Source organism: Serratia sp. Z4, from assembly GCF_009900725.1.
Taxonomy (GTDB): domain Bacteria; phylum Pseudomonadota; class Gammaproteobacteria; order Enterobacterales; family Enterobacteriaceae; genus Serratia; species Serratia nematodiphila.
In genome coordinates, this window is sequence record NZ_JAAABD010000002.1 from 1,031,785 (window position 1) to 1,055,434 (window position 23,650).

General features: G+C 57.7%; 18 protein-coding genes and 2 tRNA genes. 11 read left to right on the top strand and 9 right to left on the bottom strand.

The window, feature by feature from the left end:
- The first annotated feature begins 169 nt into the window (after positions 1 to 169).
- From ttrS to GT753_RS12740, 3 genes are all read left to right on the top strand, one after another.
- Positions 170 to 1,921 carry a tetrathionate respiration histidine kinase TtrS gene (gene ttrS, locus GT753_RS12730; protein WP_160125692.1) on the top strand — a complete coding sequence of 584 codons (1,752 nt, stop codon included), beginning with the start codon at positions 170 to 172 and terminating at the stop codon, positions 1,919 to 1,921.
- Positions 1,896 to 2,495, top strand: a complete 600-nt coding sequence (gene ttrR, locus GT753_RS12735; protein ID WP_021505932.1) for a tetrathionate respiration response regulator TtrR — start codon at positions 1,896 to 1,898, stop codon at positions 2,493 to 2,495. The genes ttrS and ttrR overlap by 26 nt, the downstream gene beginning before the upstream one ends.
- 91 nt (positions 2,496 to 2,586) lie before the next feature.
- Positions 2,587 to 2,829 (top strand): DinI family protein, encoded by a 243-nt coding sequence (locus GT753_RS12740; RefSeq protein ID WP_004935803.1) that lies wholly within the window; start codon positions 2,587 to 2,589, stop codon positions 2,827 to 2,829.
- 187 nt (positions 2,830 to 3,016) lie between these two features.
- Here the strand turns inward: GT753_RS12740 and GT753_RS12745 are convergent.
- The 4 genes from GT753_RS12745 to blaSPR form a co-directional block, all read right to left on the bottom strand.
- Positions 3,017 to 3,092: transfer RNA gene (locus tag GT753_RS12745), tRNA-Thr, on the bottom strand.
- Between the two features lie 6 nt (positions 3,093 to 3,098).
- A tRNA-Ser gene (locus GT753_RS12750) sits at positions 3,099 to 3,186 on the bottom strand.
- A 157-nt stretch (positions 3,187 to 3,343) separates the two neighbouring features.
- A complete protein-coding gene (gene osmE, locus GT753_RS12755) occupies positions 3,344 to 3,673 on the bottom strand; it encodes an osmotically-inducible lipoprotein OsmE (protein ID WP_004935874.1) in 330 nt (109 codons plus the stop codon).
- Positions 3,674 to 3,775: 102 nt separating this feature from the next.
- Positions 3,776 to 4,675 carry an SPR family subclass B3 metallo-beta-lactamase gene (gene blaSPR, locus GT753_RS12760; RefSeq protein WP_160125643.1) on the bottom strand — a complete coding sequence of 300 codons (900 nt, stop codon included), beginning with the start codon at positions 4,673 to 4,675 and terminating at the stop codon, positions 3,776 to 3,778.
- Between the two features lie 82 nt (positions 4,676 to 4,757).
- On the opposite strand from blaSPR, the gene GT753_RS12765 reads away from it, so the two are divergent.
- Positions 4,758 to 5,660, top strand: a complete 903-nt coding sequence (locus GT753_RS12765) for a LysR family transcriptional regulator (protein ID WP_015378549.1) — start codon at positions 4,758 to 4,760, stop codon at positions 5,658 to 5,660.
- 6 nt (positions 5,661 to 5,666) lie between these two features.
- Here GT753_RS12765 and GT753_RS12770 read toward each other — a convergent pair whose 3' ends face one another.
- A complete protein-coding gene (locus GT753_RS12770) occupies positions 5,667 to 6,134 on the bottom strand; it encodes a nuclear transport factor 2 family protein (protein ID WP_160125644.1) in 468 nt (155 codons plus the stop codon).
- A gap of 105 nt (positions 6,135 to 6,239) precedes the next feature.
- Here GT753_RS12770 and GT753_RS12775 point away from each other — a divergent pair, with 105 nt between their 5' ends.
- Positions 6,240 to 6,818, top strand: coding sequence for a TetR/AcrR family transcriptional regulator (locus GT753_RS12775; RefSeq protein WP_015378550.1), 579 nt, complete (start codon positions 6,240 to 6,242; stop codon positions 6,816 to 6,818).
- On the opposite strand, the gene GT753_RS12780 is transcribed toward GT753_RS12775, so the two are convergent.
- Positions 6,812 to 7,228 (bottom strand): VOC family protein, encoded by a 417-nt coding sequence (locus tag GT753_RS12780; protein ID WP_015378551.1) that lies wholly within the window; start codon positions 7,226 to 7,228, stop codon positions 6,812 to 6,814. The two genes, GT753_RS12775 and GT753_RS12780, sit on opposite strands and share 7 nt — an antisense overlap.
- A gap of 153 nt (positions 7,229 to 7,381) precedes the next feature.
- Positions 7,382 to 8,512, bottom strand: coding sequence for a porin OmpC (gene ompC, locus GT753_RS12785; protein WP_031300730.1), 1,131 nt, complete (start codon positions 8,510 to 8,512; stop codon positions 7,382 to 7,384).
- Between the two features lie 695 nt (positions 8,513 to 9,207).
- Here ompC and GT753_RS12790 point away from each other — a divergent pair.
- Genes GT753_RS12790 through rcsB form a run of 4 tightly spaced genes read left to right on the top strand, consistent with a single transcriptional unit; the run spans position 9,208 to position 14,190 of the window.
- Positions 9,208 to 9,615 (top strand): DUF4186 domain-containing protein, encoded by a 408-nt coding sequence (locus GT753_RS12790; RefSeq protein ID WP_160125645.1) that lies wholly within the window; start codon positions 9,208 to 9,210, stop codon positions 9,613 to 9,615.
- 54 nt (positions 9,616 to 9,669) lie between these two features.
- Positions 9,670 to 10,824 (top strand): MFS transporter, encoded by a 1,155-nt coding sequence (locus GT753_RS12795; protein ID WP_031300733.1) that lies wholly within the window; start codon positions 9,670 to 9,672, stop codon positions 10,822 to 10,824.
- Positions 10,825 to 10,844: 20 nt separating this feature from the next.
- Positions 10,845 to 13,547, top strand: coding sequence for a phosphotransferase RcsD (rcsD, locus tag GT753_RS12800; protein ID WP_160125646.1), 2,703 nt, complete (start codon positions 10,845 to 10,847; stop codon positions 13,545 to 13,547).
- Positions 13,540 to 14,190: a response regulator transcription factor RcsB gene (rcsB, locus tag GT753_RS12805; protein ID WP_004935900.1), complete on the top strand. Its 651-nt coding sequence runs from the start codon at positions 13,540 to 13,542 to the stop codon at positions 14,188 to 14,190. Before rcsD ends, rcsB begins: the two co-directional genes overlap by 8 nt.
- Positions 14,191 to 14,251: 61 nt before the next feature.
- Here the strand turns inward: rcsB and rcsC are convergent, their stop codons facing one another.
- A complete protein-coding gene (rcsC, locus tag GT753_RS12810) occupies positions 14,252 to 17,113 on the bottom strand; it encodes a two-component system sensor histidine kinase RcsC (RefSeq protein ID WP_160125647.1) in 2,862 nt (953 codons plus the stop codon).
- 166 nt (positions 17,114 to 17,279) lie between these two features.
- The gene (gene gyrA / locus GT753_RS12815; RefSeq protein WP_060388057.1) at positions 17,280 to 19,922 is read right to left on the bottom strand and encodes a DNA topoisomerase (ATP-hydrolyzing) subunit A; all 2,643 of its coding nucleotides are present in this window, start codon (positions 19,920 to 19,922) and stop codon (positions 17,280 to 17,282) included.
- Positions 19,923 to 20,134: 212 nt separating this feature from the next.
- On the opposite strand from gyrA, the gene ubiG reads away from it, so the two are divergent.
- Positions 20,135 to 20,860, top strand: coding sequence for a bifunctional 2-polyprenyl-6-hydroxyphenol methylase/3-demethylubiquinol 3-O-methyltransferase UbiG (gene ubiG / locus GT753_RS12820; RefSeq protein ID WP_075684550.1), 726 nt, complete (start codon positions 20,135 to 20,137; stop codon positions 20,858 to 20,860).
- A gap of 438 nt (positions 20,861 to 21,298) precedes the next feature.
- A complete protein-coding gene (gene nrdA, locus GT753_RS12825; RefSeq protein WP_004935912.1) occupies positions 21,299 to 23,587 on the top strand; it encodes a class 1a ribonucleoside-diphosphate reductase subunit alpha in 2,289 nt (762 codons plus the stop codon).
- The last annotated feature ends 63 nt before the right edge of the window (positions 23,588 to 23,650 follow it).

Genomic DNA, 23,650 nt, shown 5'->3' on the forward strand with positions numbered 1-23,650 from the left:
CCCGATCACGCTATTGATGCCCGTTAGATGAATAAACAATGTCGATGATTTACAGTGTAAAAATGACATTGGGCTCAGCTCTATTGTGGTTAACCACATACCGGACCTAACGTTGATCTAAAACAAGTGACGGCAGGCAGATTACCCATCAGGAGGGGCCGTGAGGGTCGTGTTATTACTGCTGCTCAGTCTCGGCTGGGGTATAGCGGCGCAGGCGGGCGAGTGGTCGGTCGGCGTGCTGGCGATGCGCGGCGATGCGGCGACCGCGCGTGACTGGCAGCCGCTGATCGACAGGCTCAACGGCAGCGTCGGCGGTGAACGCTTCCGCCTGCAGCCGCTCGATCTGGCGCAGATGCGCGAAGCGATCAATCGGGGCAGCGTGCAGTTCGTGGTCACTAATCCGGCGCAGTTCGTGCAGTTGAACAGCCACTATCATCTGCGCTGGCTGGCGTCGTTGCGCGCCGCCAACGGCGATCGGGCAACGGGCAACATCATCGGCAGCGTGATTTTGGTGCGGCGCGACAGCGGTATAACGACGCCGCAGGCACTGATGGGCAAAACGGTGGGCGCCATCGATCCGCAGGCCTTCGGCGGCTATCTGACCGGCTATAAGGCGCTCAGCGATGCCGGTATGCGGCCCGAGCGCGATTTTCACCTGCGCTTTACCGGTTTCCCTGCCGACGCCCTGCTCTATCTATTGCGCGAGCGCGCCATTCAGGCCGCTATCGTTCCCGTCTGTCTGCTGGAGAAAATGGGTCAGGAAGGCTTGATCAACCCGGCGGATTTTCGCCCGCTGTTGCAACGGCCCACATCGGTTCCCTGCGTCACCAGCACGCCGCTTTATCCCAACTGGTCGTTCGCCGCCCTGCCCGGTCTGGATAACTCACTGGTGGATGCAGTAGCAAGAGCCTTGCTGACCGCACCGCCGCAGTCTCCCTTTCAGTGGGGCGCACCGGCCTCGACCAGCGCAGTGGAAGCGCTGCTGCGCGCCGTCAATCAGCACCCGGAACAGCGGCGCCTGTGGCTGGATATCAAGAGCTGGCTGATCCAGCATCAGACGGCCGTCAGCCTGTCGCTGGCGGTGCTGGCGCTGTTGATCGTCAACCATATCTGGATCGCGCTGCTGGTGCGCCGGCGTGGGCGACAGCTGCTCCATGCCGGAGAACAACTGCGCCGTCAGGAGCAGGCGCTGGAGAACGCCAGGCAGTTGAACGTGCTGGGAGAGATGGCCTCCGGCTTTGCGCATGAGCTCAACCAGCCGCTGGCAGCCATTCGCCACTATGCGCAAGGGTGCCTGATCCAACTGCGCAAAACGGACGCCGGGCACCCGCTGCTGACGCCGCTGGAAAATATTGATCGGCAGGCGCAGCGCGGCGGCGATACGATTCATAACCTGCGCCAGTGGGTGCAGCCCCCCACCGAGAAGGTAGACAAGGCGAGCTGGCGCCCCATCTCGATAAACGAAACCGCCGAGCGGGTGTGGGCACTGCTGCGCCTGACGCAACGCTACCCCGACCTGAAACTGTTCAACAACGTGGCACCTTCGCTGACGCTAACCCTGCCGCCGGCGCTGCTGGAACAGCTGCTGGCGAACCTGCTGCTGAACGCGGCGCAGGCCGGCGCCAACGCCGTCTGGCTTTCCGCCGACGAACACGAACGGGCGCTCGATGTGCGTTTGCAGGACAACGCGGGCGGGATGAGCGCGGCCGGGCTGGAGCAGGCTTTCCGCCCCTTCAACACCACCAAGGCCGGCGGCATGGGGCTGGGGTTGGCCATTTGCCGCCGCCTGGCCCGGTATGGCGGCGGCGAGATCCAACTGGCTAACCGCCCCGCCCCCGACAGCCGCAATGGGCTATGCGTCACCCTGCATTTCATATTTAACGATGAGGAAAACCATGCCGCTAATTCATCTGGTGGATGATGACGTCGCCGTCACCGACGCCTGCCATTTTTTACTGACCAGCCTCGGCCACGACGTGCAATGCTGGAATGACAGCACCGACTTTTTGGCGCAGGCCGATCTGTTTCAGACCGGGATCGTCTTGCTGGACATGCGGATGCCGAAACTCGATGGGCACCAGGCCTACGCTGAACTGCGCCGCCTCGGCAGCACGCTGGCGGTGGTGTTCCTGTCCGGCCATGGCGACGTGCCGATGGCGGTGGAGCAGATGAAGTACGGCGCGGTGGACTTCCTGCAAAAACCGATCGCCGCTGAACCGCTGATCGCCGCCCTCGAACGGGCGCGGCAGGTCTCGGCCAAAGCCTGGCGACGCCATGAAACTTGCGGCCGCTACCGCACGCTCACGCCGAAAGAACGCGACATCGCGCAGCTGGTGGTGCGAGGCATGATGAACAGGGAAATGGCGGAGCGGTTGAATATCGCCCTGCGCACCGTAGAGGTTCATCGGGCGAAAGTGATGGAGAAAATGCAAGCCGCCAGTCTGGCGGAATTAGTGATTCAGTTGCAGGGATTACCGCACGCCGCGCAAGAATGATCGCATCATACAAAATTCCGCCCCCCCTCTTGCCAACCGGCCTTCCTCAGGCCAGAATACTGTACATTAATTCAGTATTTACAGGTGAGTCATGTTTGTAGAATTGGTGTACGACAAACGCAACGTCGCTGGGCTGCCCAACGCCGCCGAGATTATTCGCAACGAGCTGGAAAAACGCGTGCATGCGCTGTTCCCGGAAGCTGACGTGCGCGTGAAACCGATGCAGGCCAACGGCCTGAACTCCGACGCCAGCAAAAGCGATCGTGAGAAGCTGAACCGAATGTTGGAAGAGATGTTCGAAGAAGCAGATCAGTGGCTGGTCACTGATATATAAACCCAACCTGATGGCTGGGCTCCTCAACCGGCTATTTTACCGCCAGAATACAGCAAACGCTCAGCCCTTGATTAATGGGCTTGACGCGGTGCCTCCCCCATCCGGTTATCGGTTGGTTAGTGTGCACTTTTCCAGCGCATATATACCATAACAAAAAGCCCCAGCATCGCTGCTGGGGCCTCTGTCATGGTGCCGGCTACCGGAATCGAACTGGTGACCTACTGATTACAAGTCAGTTGCTCTACCTACTGAGCTAAGCCGGCTGAATTTGGCGGAAGGACAGAGATTCGAACTCTGGGAGCTGTTACACTCGACGGTTTTCAAGACCGTTGCCTTAAACCACTCGGCCATCCTTCCAATGGGCGCTGATATTAGCGATACCGTTATGAAATGTCTATCATTTTGATGCAAAAAAATGGCATGGGCGGTGCAGTTGCCTAAACTTCAGGCCTTAAACGCTTAAAAAATGAAAAGCCCCGCAAAAGCGAGGCTTTTATGTTCGGCTGAAACGCGATTACTTCGGCTGCGAATCGTAGTCGGAACAGGTTTGATAGCCCTTGTTCATGACATGGCCCGTGTCGTTGTAGCTGACAAAGTACGTTTGCACTTTGCCATCGCGCGGCGCGACAGCATAGGTATCGCAAGTGCCTTGCGCATGAATCAGCGTGGCAGACGTCGACGGCGGACCGGCAATCGCCCGCACCTGCTGCTTGGTCATCCCTACTTTGACATCGCTGACCACCGGCTCATTGACATAACTGGTTGCACGGTCATAGGCGGTGCAGCCGGCAAGAATGGAAAATACCGCTGCAGTACCGACGGCCAAAACCAACTTCTTCGTCATAGCTTGTCCTCTTGGAGTACGTTTGTTGTCCCCTAAGTCTAGAAGTGGAAAGGCTTTTCTACAAATTCCCGTTTGTCGATCGGTGCGGTTTACGCTCGTCGATCAGCGTTTGACGTTTTCCTGTCGTTTCAGCTGCTCTTCAAACCCCTGCTGTGACTCCTGCACGTAACGCTGCAGCCCTGCGGGATCGATAAATGCCTGCGCATCGCCGGCCTGTAAACGCCGCCATTTGTCGGCTAAAGCGAAACGCGTCCCTTTATTGGCGATAAATATATCCGCCTGCACCCGTGCCAAACGGGCGAAACTGCCGCGAATGTCCTCAATCAGCTGCGGATAGTTTTTGTTGCCGATCAGGTAGTAATCCGGTGTAGCCAGGCTGTCAGCATAGATAAAGCGATACGGCTTGCCGTTATGCCGTAGCGTGGTCAACCACGACGTCGCGCCCGGCAGATGCCCCGGCGTCATCATCGCGGTCAGCGTCAGGCCGCCAAGGGTGATGCTGTCGCCATCGGCAACCACAATATCCGTTTGCACGGCCGGGAAAGTGAGCGAATCCCCCAACGCGAAATCCTGCCGTCCACCTAACGCCAACTGGCGCGCATTGGCCGCGCTGGCCACCAGCCTCGCGCCGCTCCAGCGTTTCAGCTGCGCAATGCCGCCGGCCTGATCGAGCCTTGCATGGCTGTTCAGGATATATTTCAGATCCTTAATGCTGAACCCCAGCCGTTCGATATTCGCTTTGATGCCCGGCGCACTGCTCTCCAACCCCGCATCGATCAAAATCAATCCCTGCGGCGTGCTCAACAATACCGACGACAGGTTGCTCGTGCCGACGTAATACACCTGCTCAAAGATCTGGAACGGCGCTATCGGCTGCGCCCACTCTTCAAACAGCGAGTATGGCGGAGCGCTAGACAACGGCTGCGCCGGGTCTAACTTCGCCTGCGTGGAGAAGCTCAAGGAAAAGGCCATCGCCATCAGATAATGCATGCTTTTTTTCATTTTTCTCTTCTGTCTGTGTCAACCGGGCAGGAGTATACTCGGCCTTATATTGAACAGTATTCAATTAAAAAAAGGACAATTGATGAATATTCTACAAATGGACATGAATCTGCTGAAAGTGCTGTATCTGCTGATGGTAACGGGTTCCAGCCGTAAAACCGCCGAGCGGCTGGGCATCAGCACCTCCGCCGTCAGTCATGCGCTGGCTCGCCTGCGGGAAGTGTTGGATGACCCGCTGTTTCGCCGAGAAGGCCATCGCCAGGTTCCCACCCTGTTTGCACTGTCGTTGAAAGACAAATTGGCGCCGCTGTTCTCCTCGCTGGACAGTGAAATGTTCGGCCAACAACCGCAGGCGCCGCGTCGCTTCACGCTGGTGGCGCCCCCCGCTCTGCACCCTATTCTGTTGCCTTTGCTGGCGGAAAAGGGCGCCGCTTGCCATGCCGATATTCACTGCCAAAACTTTGAACGACGCGCCTGGCGCGAAGAGCTGCTTGAGGGGAGCGTCGATCTGGTGCTGGCGGTGGGCGATCATCAACAACGCACCAGCGCACTGCATTATGAAGCGCTTGGGCGCACTCGCCTGATTGCGCTGTATGGCCCGCCGCTATACCCAGTCCTGCAAGATAAACGCGCGCTGGCCTTCAGCGAACTGGCGGATTACGCGCATTATTATTGCCATCCGTGGCCACAAACGGAAAACGAGCTGGATCGGCAGCTTGAGCGCCAGGGGTTGCACCGCCGCATTGCCCTGAACTGCGCCGACTACGCACAACTTCCACCGGTGCTGCGCCGCGCGCCGTTGCTGGCGGTAGTGCCTCAACCATGGTTTACCGCCCAGCCCGACAAGCACGGGTTAAGCGCGCTGCCGATTAGCGATAACCTGGCTATCGGTCACCTTTTTTCTCAATACCGAAAAGGCGAGCCGGAGTGGCGAAAGCGGCTGATTTCCGCCATCCACGCCGAGCTGCGACACTACTACCGCTAAGTAGGATCAGAAACTGAAGTCGCTCAGCGCCGGGACATCGTCCGGGCGCCGACCGAGCGGCCAATGAAAACGCCGATCCTGTTCGCGAATCGGCATGTCGTTGATGCAGGCATGGCGGTTAATCATCAATCCATCCTGATTAAACTCCCAGTTTTCATTGCCAAAGCTGCGATACCAGTTGCCGGAATCATCGCGCCACTCATAGGCGAAACGCACCGCGATGCGCGCGCCGTCAAACGCCCACAGTTCCTTAATCAGCCGATACTCCAGCTCTTTCGCCCACTTGCGTTGCAAAAATGCGACCACCGCCGCGCGGCCGTCGACAAACTCTGCGCGATTACGCCAATGGGTATCGAGAGAATAGACCTGTGACACCCGCTCAGGATCGCGGCTGTTCCAGGCATCCTCCGCCAACCGCACTTTTTCGCTGGCCGATTCACGGGTGAAAGGCGGCAAAGGGGGTTTAATGCTCATGATCATCTCCTGCGTAATAATGTAGACAACTTTGTCTACATTATTACGCTAGCGCATGTAGACAGAGTTGTCTACAATCACTCGGAAATAGCCTGGGAGAAAATGATGACCGCCGATCGCAATACCTTACCCGCCCGCCAGCGTATCCTGTTGACGGCCCACGATCTGTTTTATCAGGAAGGGATCCGCGCCACCGGCATCGATCGCATCATCAAGGAATCAGGCGTCACTAAGGTGACGTTTTATCGCCACTTTCCCAGCAAGAACGATTTGATTACGGCGTTTTTGGCCTATCGCCACCAGCAGTGGCTCACCTGGTTCAGCACAGCGCTGGATCGCCATGTGGCACAAACCGGCGGGTTGCTGCCGGCGCTGGCGCCCTGCCTGGCGGAATGGTTCGACGATCCGCGCTTTCGCGGCTGCGCGTTTATCAATACGGCGGTGGAAATCGCCGATCTGCTGCCGGAAAGCCTGCAAATCGCCGGCCGGCATAAACGGCAAATGGCGGATGAACTGGCGCGTCACCTGCCCGCCGGCCCACAGCGGGAACAGCGGGCGGCAATGCTGGCGATGCTGATCGACGGCGCCATCGTCAGAGTGCAGATAGAGCGGCAACCGCAGGCCGCGCTGCAGGTGCTGAATGCCGCGTTGGACATGTTGGCGCAAGGCGGGTTCGATCAGTAATTGGCCCAAATGCCCGGCGTCACCAGTTCCAACAGATGGGCGTCGGGATCGCGAAAATAAATGCTCTCCCCGCCGTGTTCCCAGCGCATCCGCCCCTCAATCTCCACGCCGTTGGCCACCAGATGCCGTTCCCAGTGCGGCAACTGCTCTTTCGCTACCGCCAGCCCGATATGCGCCGGCCCCACGCCATCGTGCGCAGGAATAAACCCGGTCGGGTAGTGCGCCCCGCGCAGCGAATCACCTTCGATAAACAACAACAGTACGCTCCGATCGCCGACGTTGTAGGCGCGAAACCGTTCGTTGGCGACCATCGTCGGCAGCTTCAGCACCTCCTGGTAAAACGCGTCCGCGCGTTCAATATCGCTGACGTACAGCACCGTTTCTATCACCCTGTCGATCTTGAGTTCCATAATAGCCTCCGCTCTGTTTTCCGTTCTGACAGCGTAGGTCGAACGGAGGCGAGCCGAAGCGCTTCCCGAGCCGACAACGGATCAATCCGTGCTTTTTACCAGCAAAAAAAAACGCGGCCCGAAGGCCGCGCTGTGTGATTCACACGCTGGTGCTTAGAACTGGTAAACCAGGCCCACGGCAACCACGTTGTCGGTGTTGATGCCGGCAGCGTCGGTGAAGTCGTTGTTGTCCACCAGGTTGATTTTGTAATCAACATAGGTAGACATGTTTTTGTTGAAGAAGTAGGTCGCACCCAGGTCGACGAATTTGACCAGATCTTGATCGCCGTAGTCCTTGCCGTTGCCGGCGCGGCCCAGGTCTTTACCTTTGGTCTGGTTATAGCCCACAAACGGACGCAGACCGAAGTCGAACTGGTAGTGCGCATAGGCTTCGAAGCTCTGCGCCTTATTGGCGTAGCCGTAAACGCTGCTGTCGGAGCTGCCGAAACGCGCCGCGTTATAGGACTGGGTGAACATCACCGCCAGGTAGACATCGTTGGCGTCATATTTCAGACCGCCGGAGTAGCCTTCCGCCTTATCGCCGCGGCCCATGATGTTCTGGTGACCGTTACCGCCGTTCTGCTCGCTGGTGCGGCGAGAGTTGAAGAAGGCGCCCGCGGCGCTGATGCCGTAGCCCATGTCATAGCTCATGGACATGCCGTAGCCTTCGCCGTTTTGGCCCAGAACGTCACGACCATTGTTGGTCTCTTCGCCGTTGCCGTTTTTACCCTGGTACTGCAGGGCGAAGTTCAGGCCGTCAACCAGACCGAAGAAATCATTGTTACGGTAGGTCGCCAGGCCGCTGGAACGCTGGAACATGAACTGGTCGGCGCCGTAGGTCATACCGTCGAACTCAGGCTGCAAGTCGGTATACGCCGCGACGTCGTACAGCACGCCGGTGTTACGGCCGTAGTCGAAGGAGCCGTAGTCGCCGAATTTCAGACCGGCGAAGCCGTAACGGGTGAAGTTCTTGTTGTCCTGGCTTTCAGCGTGGTTCAGGTTCGCCTGATATTCCCACTGGCCGTAACCGGTCAGCTGATCGCTGATTTGCGTTTCGCCGCGCAGGCCAAAACGCATATAAGACTGATCGCCGTCCACGCCGTTGTTGCTGGAGAAATAGTGAAGCCCGTTTACTTTACCGTACAAATCCAGTTTATTACCGTCTTTGTTGTAGATTTCCGCCGCGCCTGCTGTGCCTGCAACCAGCAGTGCGGGTACCATCAGAGAGAGTACTCGAAGTTTCATCGTTATTATCCTCGTTAATTATGTCGAGCTACGGCCACTGCCCTTTTCGAGCATTATTAGCACGACTGTGCATTACCATTCTGGTAACAAGGGTTATATTAATCCAGAAAGAAAATGATACCAAGTATCCGATAGTGTTTCATTGTAATTAATAAAGGTTTCAAAATGTAAATACGCGCGAACTTTCACAAAACATTACAGACAAACAAAATAAAGCACTTAAAGATAAAAAATAGACTAACTGATAAAAAATCATGTAGTTATACATATCTTTAAGAAAAAAAAGCCAACCATACAATTGAGCGAGACAATAAGCACATTGTGCCAAAACGCGAACCACGCGCAGCCGCTATAATCACCTCGCTATCATCATTATTTTCATTATTACCTTCATTATCCGAAGATAATTTCTGCATTCCTTTAACCGGCTTCTGGCCGGTTTTTTATTTTCCTCCCTACTCTCCTCACAATTTCAGCCCGTACAAATAGCACGCAAATAAATAACCTAATGATATAGTTTCATTAATTTACTTTCGCACTAATTGCTAATCTTTTTCCTTATTTTAGCCTACAAATTGAACTTGCTTTTCATTTCGTGCTTTATCTCATCGATTATTTCCCGCCGCAGGCACAATTAGCCGCAGAGATTCAGTTCTGGTAATCTGAAAAAAGCGCACCTTCAGCGAGTAAAATTCATGATGCCCTTTCAACCCGAAGTGCTGTGGCGGCGGCTGCAAAGTTCCCCCTTCCGCGCTCGCTTCCGTTTAAATGCCAAGGACCAGACTTATCTCGAGGGTAAGGGATTGCCGCTGATCCTCAGCCATGCCCGCGATTTTATCGACCGCCGCCTGGCCGCCGCCCACCCTAAAAACGACGGCAAGCAAACCCCGATGCGTGGCCACCCGGTGTTCGTCGCCCAGCACGCCACTGCCACCTGCTGCCGCGGCTGTCTGGAAAAGTGGCACGGCATACCGCAGGGCGTCGCACTGGACGAACAGCAAAAGGACTATATTGTCCAGGCTATCGCGCTGTGGCTGGTGCGCAGAGGCGGTGCCAGGGATGTGTCAGGCACGAATATTTTCGACCCGGATCGCGGATTGTGATAAAAACTGTCAGTAACTTTCACCATTCTTTTGACCCAAGATCCTGACGCTTACATGACAGCCACCTTGTGCAATGAACAGCAAACGCCCGGCGTTCCTCAACAGATCGCCACCCGTCTGGCCTTTTTCGTCGCCGGTCTCGGCATGGCCGCCTGGGCGCCGCTGGTCCCCTTCGCCAAAGCGCGCATCGGTATCGATGACGGCTCGCTCGGCCTGTTGCTGCTCTGTATCGGCGCCGGCTCCATGTTGGCGATGCCGCTGACCGGTTTCCTGACCGGCAAACTGGGTTGCCGTGCGGTGATCCTGATGGCCGGGCTCGGGTTGTGCATCGATCTGCCGCTGTTGGCGCTGATGGACTCCCTCGGCGGCATGGCCGCGGCGCTGCTGCTGTTCGGCGCGGCGATCGGCATGATCGACGTAGCGATGAACGTGCAGGCGGTGATCGTCGAACGCGCCAGCGGCAAGGCGATGATGTCCGGTTTTCACGGTTTCTTCAGCATCGGCGGCATTGCCGGCGCCGGCGGCGTCAGCGCGCTGCTGTGGCTGGGGCTGACGCCGCTGCAATCCACCCTGCTCACCGTGCTGGCGGTGATCGCGCTGCTGACGCTGGCCAGCCGCCATCTGCTGCGTGAGAGCGGCGCCGATGACGGCGGGCCGATGTTCGTCTTGCCGCGCGGCTGGGTGATGTTCATCGGCATTTTGTGCTTTATCATGTTCTTGGCGGAAGGATCGATGCTCGACTGGAGCGCGCTGTTTCTCACCACATTGCGCGGCGTCGAACACAGCCAGGCCGGTCTGGGCTATGCGCTGTTTTCCATCACCATGACGCTCGGCCGGCTCAATGGCGATCGGGTGGTTAACTCGCTGGGCCGCTACCGGGTGCTGCTGCTGGGCAGCCTGTGTGCCGCTCTCGGCCTGAGCCTGGCCATCGCCTTCAATCACGCTACCGTTTCGCTGGTCGGTTTCATGCTGGTCGGCCTGGGCGCCTCGAACGTCGTGCCGATCCTGTTCAGCGCCGCAGGCAACCAGCGCGACATGCCGGCCAACTTGGCGATCGCTTCCGTCACCACCGTCGGCTATGCCGGTATTCTGGCCGGCCCGGCGCTGATCGGCTTCATCGCTCAGTTTTCCAGCCTGACGGTGGCCTTCGCTTGCGTAGCCGCTCTGCTGTTGGCGGTGGCCGCCAGCGCCAGGGCCGTCACTCGCTGATTCAGGAATGCGCAGCCACTATGCAAAATAAACAATTGACCATAAGCTCCAGCAACATTACCCGCTGCTTCCTGCTGTTTATCGTGCTGCTGACGATCGGCATCGGCCTGTATGGCTACAACTACACCAACGCCTGGCTGGCGGAAAAGAAGTACACGCTGAACAGCATCGCCGGTTCGCTGCAAAAGCGTATCGATGCCTACCGCTATATGACCTATCAGGTCTATGACAAATTCGGCAATGCGCCGACGCAGAATGTCGATCCCGGTTTGCAGGAAACCCGCCTGCGGCCCGATGTCTATTATGTCGAGAAACCGCACAAGAAAACCGACGCGGTGATCTTCGGCAGCCATGACGAAAACACGCTGGCGATGATCGCCAACATCTCGGACTACCTGGACACCCGCTGGGGCGCCAAGACCGAGAACTACGCCATGTATTACCTCAATGGTCAGGACAATAGCCTCAGCCTGATCACCACACAGCCGCTCAAAGAGCTGGCTTCGCGCTTTCGGGAAAGCTACCTGACCACCTCGGCGGACGAACGCCGCGCCGAGATGCTGCAACAGGCCAATATGCTCGACGAACGCGAGAGCTTTTCCGACCTGCGCAAGCAGCGCTTCCAGAACGCCTATTCGTTCTCGATTCGCACCACTTTCAATCAGCCGGGGCATCTGGCGACGGTGATCGCCTTCGATTTGCCAATCAACGACATCATTCCGGCCAATCTGGCCCGCGCCAATTTCCTGCTGCTGCCGGACGATGTCGATCTCGACGATAGCGCCATCCCGGCGGAAACCGTCCTCGGTACCCATGCGACGATGAGCGGCGGCTGGGTGGAGTTCAGCGCCGCTCTGCCCAATGCGCCGCTGAAGGTGATGTATCGCGTTTCGGCCATCAATCTGGCCATCGATCTGCTGCGCAACAACATTTGGCTGATCGCAGTCAACTTGCTGCTGCTGGCGCTGTCGATGCTGAGCATCTACTTTATCCGCCGCCAGTACATTCGCCCGAGCGAAAACATGGCGGTAGAGCTGGAGGCCGAGCGCGCGCTGAATCAGGAGATCGTCTCCAGCCTGCCCTCCGGCCTGCTGGTCTACAGCTTCGCCAACAATACGGTGATCGCCAGCAACAAAATCGCCGAGCACCTGCTGCCGCACCTCAGCCTGCAAAAGATCGCCCATATGGCCGAACAGCATCACGGTGTGATCCAGGCGACGGTCAACAACGAGGTGTATGAAATCCGCATTTTCCGCAGCCAGCTGTCGCCGGACACCTACCTGTTCCTGATGCACGATCAGGATAAAGAGGTGATGGTGAACAAGCGGCTGCAGCAGGCGCGGCGCGAATACGACAAGAACGTGCAGGCGCGCAAACTGATGTTGCACAACCTGGGCATCGAACTGAATCAGCCGGTGCGCCAGATGCACGATCTGGTCGACCGTCTGCACAGCCGGCCGGATGAGGAACAACAGCAGGCGCTGCTGGGCCAGCTGACGGCGGCGTCGGCTTCGGTGCTGGAGTTGATCGATAACATCACCCTGCTGACCCGGCTGGAAACCCAGGACTGGCAACCCACGCGCGAACCGTTCAACCCGACGGCGATGATCGACGAGTTGCTGCTTGAGGCCCTGCCTGCCCTTAATCAGAAGGGGCTGGCGCTGTTCAAGCATTTCCAACTGGACGTCGAGCAGAACTATATCGGCGATGCCAACGCGCTGCGCAAGGTGATCTCGCTGCTGGTGCATTACGCCATTATCACCACCGCCTGCGGCAAGGTTTCTCTGGTTATCGACCATGAGCCCGAGCACCCTGACCGCCTGATTTTCCAAATTAACGATACCGGCTCCGGCATCTCCAACGAAGAGATCAGCAACCTTAACTATCCGTTCCTCAGCCAGACGCTGGTGGATCGCTTCAACCACGGTTCCGGCCTCACTTTCTTCCTGTGCAATCAGCTGTGCAAGAAGCTTAACGGCCAGTTGGACATTCGCAGCAAGGTGGATATCGGCACTCGCTACACCATTCGCGTCGCCATGGAGATGGAGAAAAAAGAGCCGCAGGAGCAGGAAAAGCTGCTCGACGGCGTCACCGCCTTGCTGGACATCACGTCAGATGAAGTGCGCGGCATCGTGACCCGTCTGCTGCAGGCCTATGGCGCCGACTGCCTCGTCGCCGAAGATCGCGCGGTCAACCGCGATTATGGCGTGCTGCTGACCGATAACCCGCAGCGCGCCGATGATTACACCCTGTTGCTGGCGACCGATGAGCCGGGCTGGCAAGCGCTGGATAAACGCTACATTCGGGTGAACTATAATCTGAACGGCGCATTAATCGACGCCGTGCTGATGCTGATCGAACAGCAAATGGCCGCGCTGGAACAGGAAGAAAGCCCGCTTTCATTGAGCTCAGAAGATATCCAACTCTATGAAAAACAATTGAAATCAAGTGATTACTATGGGCTGTTTGTCGATACAGTACCCGACGATGTCAAAAAACTGTATACTGAGGCGGGCAGCAGTGATTTCAATGCGCTGTCACAAACCGCACACCGCCTGAAAGGCGTGTTTGCCATGTTAAATCTGCTTCCCGGCAAGCAGCTGTGCGAATCGTTAGAACAGCGCATCGCAGAAGGTGATGCGCCCGAGATCGAGAATAACATCAGTCAGATTGATTTTTTCGTCAGCAGACTGCTGAAGCAAGGTAGCCAACAACATGAATAACCTGAACGTAATTATTGCTGATGACCATCCTATCGTACTGTTTGGCATCCGGAAGTCACTTGAGCAAATTGAATGGGTGAATGTCGTTGGGGAGTTCGAAGACTCAACCGCACTGATCAACAATCTGTCCAAGCTGGACGCCAACGTGCTGATCACCGATCTGTCGATGCCGGGTGACAAATATGGCGACGGCATCACGCTGATTAAATACATCAAGCGTCATTATCCGCAGTTGTCGATCATCGTGCTGACCATGAACAACAACCCGGCGATCCTGAGCGCGGTATTGGATCTGGATATCGAAGGCATCGTGCTGAAACAAGGCGCGCCGACCGATCTGCCTAAGGCGCTGGCCGCCCTGCAAAAAGGCAAGAAGTTCACGCCGGAAAGCGTCTCCAAACTGCTGGAGAAGATCAGCGCCAGCGGCTATGGCGACAAACGCCTGTCGCCGAAAGAGAGCGAAGTGCTGCGTCTGTTCGCCGAAGGTTTCCTGGTGACCGAAATCGCCAAGAAACTCAACCGCAGCATCAAAACCATCAGCAGCCAGAAGAAATCGGCGATGATGAAGCTGGGCGTCGAGAACGACATCGCCCTGCTCAACTACCTCTCGTCCGTCAGCATGACGCCGTTGGACAAAGACTAAAGCCCGCCTCACGGCAGGTTAACGCCAAACAGGCACGGCATCCGCCGTGCCTGTTTGCTTTTCAGGCCTCGCTGCGGTTGTAGCGTACCTGCTGGCTGTAATAAGCCAATGTCTGCTCCAGCGTCTCCAGCGTAACCGGCTTCGACAGGCAATTATCCATGCCCGCCTCGAGACAGCGCTGCTTCTCTTCCGCCAACGCGTTCGCCGTCACGCCGATCACCGGCGCGCTGAACTGCATCTCCCGCAGCGCCTGCGTCAGGCGATAGCCGTCCATGTTCGGCATATTGACGTCGGTCAACACAATATCAACGTGGTGCTGTTTCAGTACGGCGAGCGCGTCTACGCCGTCGTTGGCGGTCACCACCTGATACCCCAGCGACCCCAGCTGATCGGAAAGCAGGCGACGGTTGATCGGATGATCGTCAACCACCAGCAGATAGATATCGCCGTTGTCCGCCGCACTGGCCTTGGCGGGCACCGGCAGCTGTACCAGCGCCTCTGCCGCGCCGTTGCCGACGCCGAACAACCGGTTGATTAAGGTCAGCGTTTCACGCGGCGTAGAGGTGCTGTGCATCCAATAGCCTGGCCGGGTTTCCAGCGACGGGCCGATATGTTCGGTCGAGAACTGGATCTGAGCCAACAGCGGCGTGTTCAGCATCAGCGGGTAATCGCTGAGCATCACCTCGCCGGCGGCGGTATCCTGCCCGTCATAGCGCTGGATATCGGCGCCGTAGCCGCCCAGAATCGCCATCAGGTAACTTTCCAGGCGCTGATTGCGGATATCCAGCCACAGCCGCCGGCCCTGCCAGGTATCGCTGGCCTGCGGGATCGGGAACTGGGCGTTAAACAATGGAATGCGAATGCTGAACAAGCTGCCCAACCCCGGTTCGGACTCGACGGAGACGTCGCCGTCCATCAGGTTGACCAACTTCTCGCAGATCGCCAGCCCCAAACCGGTTCCCTGGAAGTGGCGCTGCACGCCGGTTCCCACCTGGAAGAACGGATCGAACAGGCGCGAGATTTCCTTCTCCGGGATACCGACGCCGGTATCGCGCACGCTGAACTCCAGGTAACTGCCGCGGGTGCAGACCTGCAGCACAATACAGCCGGTATCGGTGAACTTGATGGCGTTGTTCACCAGGTTGGACAGCACCTGCTGCAGCCGCACCGGATCGCCGAAAATGCGCTCCGGCACGTTCTGTTCGATAAAGCAGTACAGCCCCAGACGTTTCTTCACCACCAGCGGCAAATAGTTGCCGGCGATATGGGTGATCACCTCCAGGCAGGAGAACTCGCGCGGTTCGATCTTCAGCTGCTCGGACTCGATTTTGGAGAAATCGAGAATATCGCTGATGATTTTCAGCAGCAGGCCGGAAGAGTTATTCATCGCGTTGACCAGCCGATCGACCCCTTGCGGCAGCGCCTTGGTCTGCAGCAAATCGAGGTTGCCGATAATGCCGTACAGCGGCGTGCGCAACTCATGGCTGACGGTGGCCAGGAACATCGATTTGGACTGGCTGGCCTGCTCCGCCGCCGCCGCCATCTCCTGCAGCGACTCTTCCATCTTCACGCGCGCGCTGACGTCCACCAGTACGCAGATCGCCACTTCTTCGTTGCGGTAGCGCGAGTGGACAAAGCTGATCTGCAGGTTGTTATTGTTGCTGGTCATCACATCGACGAAATTCGCCTGCTGTTCGCAAATGATGCGCGTAATGCGATCGCGATCTTCGTGGGTCAACAGGTTGATGTAGTTGTGCGCCAGTTCGTTACTCAGGATATTGGTGCCGTCGCTGATACGCAGGATGCAGATGCCCACCGGTGCCGAGGCGACAATCTTGCGGTTGAACTGCTCGTGTTCTTCCAGACGGAAGGCGTTCTCCTCCGCCGGCAAGAACATCTTGCGCTCAAACAGCCACGCCAGCGTGAACAGCACGATAGCCGATAACAGGTTCAGCAACAGCGCGTTGAGGATCAGCATCTTGAAGCGTTCCACCACGCTTTTCACCGGCAGCGCATAAACGATGCTCAGCGATGAAGGCGGCAGCGCTTTTTTCAGGATCAGATCGCGGTAGTTGTCGACATAACCGAAGTAAGCATGCTCTTCGGGGTAGCTGTTGAGCGCAGCGGCATAGCGATCGCCATCCGCCAGGCGCAGTATCGGATCGTTGTTTTCATCCAGCAGCGTGACGCCGATCGGCAGGTTGCCGGCGGTGACGAAATCTTCCAGCCGGACAGTTTGCTCGATGCCCAGCAGCGCCTCCAGCTTGTTGCCGATATAGAGAGGCGTCAGCACATACAGATAACCGATATCAGGCCGCTGCGCGCTGGGGCTAATCCAATACAGGTTGTTGTCTTTGTCCAGATTCTTGGCGTTGCGGTATTTCAGAATGCGCTCGTGCAGCAACTTCAGCATGTTTTCCCGGTTGGCGACCGCGTTGCCGCCGCCGAATTCCGCCAGACACAGGCTGTCGCCGCCGATGAAGAACACCCGGTTGAGATCGTAGGCCGCCACGAAGTTCTCTTTCCAATACTGGATCAGGCCGCTCAGCGAATCGAGTGAACTGCGGTAAGTGGCGCTCAGGGCGCAGTTAGACTCCGGATACAGCGGGTAGAATTGCGGTGGGCTGCCCTTGCCGGGGATCACGCCGCTGAACATGTCCATGCCGCTGACCGAACCGTTGAGGCGGTTTTCCGCCATGTACTTGATGTCGCGTATGATGTCGGCAGAATGGCGGATATAGCCCTGCGCCTGATCGAAGCTGAGGTTATACTCCTGGCGGATGTCCGATTCTTTCTGATGCAGGATATTCAGAATATAAAAGGTGGTGAGCAGCGCTCCCAACGACCACAGCAAAATCGCCAGCACCCGGAACAGATAGCGGGATATCTTCAGCGTAGTTCGAAAAGAGGCTAAGTATTTCAATCGGATACCATACGAAAGTCAGTGGCGGCGCGCGTTGTCGCCGGCGCGGCGGCCGGCGGCTCGGTGCGCCAATTAAACCATATAACTGAAAAAGGGCCTAGCATCGCTGCCAGGCCCTTTTGTCTCAGTGCATTACGGTGTCGGCATGCCGACGCCCTCACCTTGCTTAAACGTTGTCGTCGTCCATCGGCTCAGCCGCGTCGTCGCCATCGTCCAGCGGCGTGGTGTCTTCTTCCACCGCTTCCGCGCCCGGTTCCAGGCTGTCCAGCTCTTCGTCTTCCACCGGTTCGGCCACGCGCTGCAGACCGACGACGTTTTCGTCTTCCGCCGTGCGGATCAGCGTCACGCCCTGGGTGTTACGACCGACCACGCTGACTTCCGAAACGCGGGTACGCACCAGCGTGCCGGCATCGGTGATCATCATGATCTGATCGCTGGTTTCCACCTGCACCGCGCCGACCACCTGGCCGTTACGCTCGCTCACCTTGATGGAGATAACCCCCTGGGTGGCGCGTGACTTGGTCGGATACTCGGTCACCGCGGTGCGTTTACCGAAGCCGTTTTGCGTCACGGTCAGGATGTCGCCCTCGCCGCGCGGCACGATCAGTGAGATCACGCTGTCGCCTTCGCCGAGGTTGATGCCGCGCACGCCGGTCGCGGTACGGCCCATCGAACGCACCTGCGTTTCCGGGAAGCGCACCACTTTACCGTTGGCGGAGAACAACATCACTTCGTTGCTGCCGTCGGTCAGATCGACGCCGATCAGCTCGTCGCCCTCGTTAAGGTTGACGGCGATGATGCCGGCGCTGCGTGGGCGGCTGAACTCGGTCAGCGCGGTTTTCTTCACGGTACCGCTGGCGGTGGCCATGAATACGTGGCGCCCTTCTTCATACTCGCGCACCGGCAGAATGGCGGTGATACGCTCATCGGCTTCCAGCGGCAGCAGGTTGACGATTGGGCGACCGCGCGCGCCACGGCTGGCTTCAGGCAGTTGATACACCTTCATCCAATACAGGCGGCCACGGCTGGAGAAGCACAGGATCGTATCGTGGGTGTTGGCCACCAGCAGGCGATCGATAAAGTCTTCTTCTTTAATACGCGCGGCGGACTTGCCTTTGCCGCCGCGGCGCTGCGCTTCATAGTCGGACAGCGGCTGATACTTCACGTAACCCTGGTGAGACAGGGTCACCACCACATCTTCCTGGTTGATCAGGTCTTCGATGTTGATGTCGGAAGTATTGGCGGTGATCTCGGTACGACGGCCGTCGTTGTATAGCTCTTTGACCGCCACCAGCTCTTCGCGGATCACTTCCATCAGGCGCTCTGGGCTTTCCAGAATAAAGATCAGCTCGGCGATAAAGTTGAGCAGTTCTTTATATTCGTCCAGCAGCTTCTCGTGCTCCAGGCCGGTCAGTTTCTGCAGGCGCAGATCCAGAATCGCCTGAGCCTGCTGCTCGGTCAGGTAGTATTTGCCGTCGCGGATGCCGAACTCCGGTTCCAGCCACTCAGGGCGAGCGGCGTCGTCACCGGCGCGTTCCAGCATGGCGCTGACGTTGCCCAGATCCCACGGCTGCGCCACCAGCGCGACTTTCGCTTCCGCCGGGGTCGGCGCACGGCGAATCAGCTCGATAATCGGGTCGATGTTGGCGAGCGCGATAGCCAGCGCTTCCAGAATATGGGCGCGGTCGCGGGCCTTGCGCAGTTCGAAGATGGTGCGGCGGGTGACCACTTCGCGGCGGTGGCGCACGAAGGCTTCGAGGATGTCTTTCAGGTTCAGCAGCTTAGGCTGCCCCTGATGCAGCGCGACCATGTTGATGCCGAAGGTGACCTGCAGCTGCGTCAGCGCATACAGGTTGTTCAGCACCACTTCGCCGACCGCGTCGCGTTTGACTTCGATCACGATGCGCATGCCGTCTTTATCGGACTCGTCGCGCAGCGCGCTGATGCCTTCCACGCGTTTTTCTTTCACCAGCTCGGCGATCTTTTCGATCAGACGCGCCTTGTTCACCTGATACGGGATCTCGTGAACGATGATGGTTTCGCGCCCGGTCTTGGCGTCGGCTTCCACTTCCGCGCGCGCGCGCAGGTAGACTTTCCCGCGCCCGGTGCGGTAGGCCTCTTCAATGCCGCGGCGGCCGTTGATGATCGCCGCCGTCGGGAAGTCCGGCCCCGGGATGTGTTCCATCAGCCCTTCGATGCTGATGTTTTCATCGTCGATATAGGCCAGGCAGCCGTTGACGACTTCCGCCAGGTTGTGCGGCGGAATATTGGTGGCCATGCCCACGGCGATGCCCGACGAGCCGTTGACCAGCAGGTTCGGGATCTTGGTCGGCATGACGGCCGGGATCTGCTCGGTGCCATCATAGTTAGGCACGAAGTCGACGGTTTCTTTTTCCAGATCCGCCAACAGTTCGTGAGCAATCTTGGACATGCGCACTTCGGTATAACGCATCGCCGCCGCGGAGTCGCCGTCGACGGAACCGAAGTTACCCTGGCCGTCCACCAGCATGTAGCGCAGTGAAAACGGCTGAGCCATACGCACGATAGTGTCGTAAACCGCGCGGTCACCGTGCGGGTGATATTTACCGATCACGTCCCCGACGACACGGGCCGATTTCTTGTATGGTTTATTCCAGTCGTTACCCAATACGCTCATCGCGTACAGAACGCGGCGGTGAACCGGCTTCAGTCCATCACGAACATCTGGCAGCGCACGTCCGACAATAACGGACATCGCATAGTCCAGATACGAGTTTTTCAACTCGTCTTCGATGTTTACCGGTGTGATTTCTCTGGCAAGGTCGCTCATGGAGCTGCTATCCCTCTACTAATGATTCATCTGCCCGCTGCCATAGTGGCAAAGGTGTAAAACTATATCACAAAGCACGCTTTACGGGAAAATAACCGCCGCTGTTTCACGGAAATTGTGCAGATAAGTGCGCTAAAAACGCATCGGCACAGACGATGCCGCGCCGGAACATGTATAATCCGCGCAACGAGAACAAGGAGCCAGACAAGCCCATGAACGCAGAATCATCCAGCCGAGTGCAAAACGTTGACCACCAGGAAATCGCCAAGTTCGAGGCCGTCGCCTCCCGCTGGTGGGATCTGGAAGGCGAGTTCAAACCGCTGCACCGCATCAACCCGCTGCGCCTGAACTACATCATGCAGCACGCCGGCGGCATTTTTGACAAGCAGGTGCTCGACGTGGGCTGCGGCGGCGGCATTCTGGCGGAGAGCATGGCGCGCGAAGGCGCCAAGGTAACCGGGCTGGACATGGGCGCGGAGCCGCTGCAGGTCGCCCGGCTGCACGCGCTGGAAAGCGGCATGGACGTCACCTATGTGCAGGAGACGGTGGAAAGCCACGCTCAGGCCAACCCGCAGCGCTACGACGTGGTCACCTGCATGGAGATGCTGGAGCACGTGCCGGATCCGGCCTCGGTGGTGCGCGCCTGCGCCCAACTGGTGAAACCGGGCGGCCACGTGTTCTTCTCCACCATCAACCGCAACACCAAAGCCTGGCTGATGGCGGTGATCGGCGCGGAGTACGTGCTGAAGATGGTGCCGCAGGGCACCCACGATCATAAGAAGTTTATTCGCCCTTCCGAACTGATCGGCTGGGTCGACGGCACGCCGCTGCGCGAAAAGCACATGATCGGCCTGCATTACAACCCGATCACCGATCATTTCAAGCTTGGGCGCAACGTTGACGTGAACTACATGGTGCACACCCAGCACGAAGGCTGAGCGCTGTAAACCGCGCCGGCCCTGCGTTATCGGGGTTCGGCGCCAACGCGCTGTTAGGAAAAATACCTAATTTCCGCGACTTCGATCAAAATCGTGGTTGTAGACAGTTTTTTAGAATATTAAATCAGATCAATATGCCGTTTTTTTCTAACGTTTAATAAAGCGCCAAACGATCGGTTTTTTCAGTTTTTCAGTAAAATCTGATCTCGCTTATTGACAAGCTTGTCGCGCCAGTCACGGCGCGCACTGCGAACGGCAAGTTACATTTCACCCCCAAGTTATCCACAAATTAGGCCGGTTTTGTTCACTTGCAAACGCCGTTTTTTCTCACTATCTTGTTACCTCACCGACATACAACCCCTATATATAGTGTTTACATACTGAGCAGAGCGACTACACTTCTGCTTAGGGGCACCATACGGACAGGTAAAACACCACATGAACCAAAGTCTGCTTGTAACTAAACGCGATGGCCGTAAAGAGCGCATCAACCTCGACAAAATCCACCGGGTCATCGATTGGGCCGCAGAAGGATTGCACAACGTCTCGGTTTCTCAAGTAGAGTTGCGTTCCCACATTCAGTTTTATGACGGCATCAAAACCGCCGACATTCACGAAACCATCATCAAAGCCGCTGCCGATCTGATCTCCCGCGATGCGCCGGACTATCAGTACCTGGCCGCTCGCCTGGCGATCTTCCACCTGCGCAAAAAGGCTTACGGCCAATTCGAGCCGCCGAAGCTGCACGCTCACGTGACGCGCATGGTCGAGATGGGCAAATACGATAAACATCTGCTGGAAGACTACAGCGCTGAAGAGTTCGAGCAGATGGACTCCTTTATCGATCACTGGCGCGACATGAACTTCTCTTATGCCGCCGTCAAGCAGCTGGAAGGCAAGTATCTGGTGCAGAACCGCGTCAGCGGCGAGATTTACGAAAGCGCCCAGTTCCTGTACATGTTGGTGTCCGCTTGCCTGTTCTCCAACTACCCGCGTGAAACTCGTCTGGACTACGTCAAACGTTTCTACGACGCGATTTCCACCTTCAAGATTTCGCTGCCAACGCCGATCATGTCCGGCGTGCGCACCCCAACCCGTCAGTTCAGCTCCTGCGTGCTGATCGAGTGCGGCGACAGCCTGGACTCCATCAACGCCACCTCCAGCGCCATTGTGAAATACGTTTCGCAACGCGCCGGTATCGGCATCAACGCCGGCCGCATCCGCGCGCTGGGCAGCCCGATCCGTGGCGGGGAAGCTTTCCATACCGGTTGCATTCCGTTCTACAAACATTTCCAGACCGCCGTCAAATCCTGCTCGCAGGGCGGCGTGCGCGGTGGCGCGGCAACGCTGTTCTACCCGATGTGGCACCTGGAAGTGGAAAGCCTGCTGGTGCTGAAAAACAACCGCGGCGTTGAAGGCAACCGCGTGCGCCACATGGACTACGGCGTGCAGTTGAACCGTCTGATGTACCAGCGCCTGATCAAAGGCGAAGACATCACCTTGTTCAGCCCGTCCGACGTGCCGGGGCTGTATGACGCATTCTTCGCCGATCAGGACGAATTCGAGCGCCTGTACACCCAGTACGAAAAAGACGACAGCATTCGCCAGAAGCGCGTGAAAGCGGTTGAGCTGTTCTCGCTGATGATGCAAGAGCGCGCCTCTACCGGCCGCATCTACATCCAGAACGTCGACCACTGCAACACCCACAGCCCGTTCGATCCGCAGATCGCGCCGGTGCGTCAGTCCAACCTGTGCCTGGAAATCGCCCTGCCGACCAAGCCGCTGGAAGACGTCAACGACGAGAACGGCGAAATTGCGCTGTGCACCCTGTCCGCCTTCAACCTGGGCGCGATCGACAGCCTGGACGATCTGGAAGAGCTGGCGACCCTGGCGGTGCGTTCACTTGACGCCCTGCTGGATTATCAGGATTATCCGATCAAGGCCGCGCACCGTGGCGCGATGGGGCGTCGCACCCTGGGCATTGGCGTGATCAACTTCGCCTATTACCTGGCGAAGAACGGCGTGCGCTACTCCGATGGCAGCGCCAACAACCTGACCCACAAAACGTTCGAAGCCATTCAGTACTACCTGCTGAAAGCCTCCAACCGCCTGGCTCAGGAACAAGGCGCTTGCCCGTGGTTCAAAGAAACCACCTATTCGCAGGGTATCCTGCCGATCGACACCTACAAGAAAGACCTGGATGCGATCTGCAACGAACCGCTGCACTACGACTGGGAAACCCTGCGTAAAGAGATCCAGGAAACCGGTCTGCGCAACTCGACGCTGTCCGCCCTGATGCCGTCGGAAACCTCTTCGCAGATTTCCAACGCCACCAACGGCATCGAGCCGCCGCGCGGCCACATCAGCATCAAGGCGTCGAAAGACGGCATCCTGCGCCAGGTGGTGCCGGAGTATGAGCGTCTGAAAGACAACTACGAGCTGCTGTGGGAAATGCCGAGCAACGACGGCTATCTGCAGCTGGTGGGGCTGATGCAGAAATTCATCGACCAGTCGATTTCGGCCAACACCAACTACGATCCGACCCGCTTCCCGGGCGGCAAGGTGCCGATGAAGCAGCTGTTGAAAGACCTGCTCACCACCTACAAGTTCGGCGTGAAAACGCTGTACTACCAAAACACCCGCGACGGCGCGGAAGACGCCCAGGAAGATTTGCAGCCTGCCAAGGCCGGCGATGATGACTGCGAAAGCGGCGCCTGCAAGATCTAAAGTTTGACCTAGCGGGCCGGAATTTTCCGGCCCCTTCATTTAGCCACGTTACGATGGATTCAG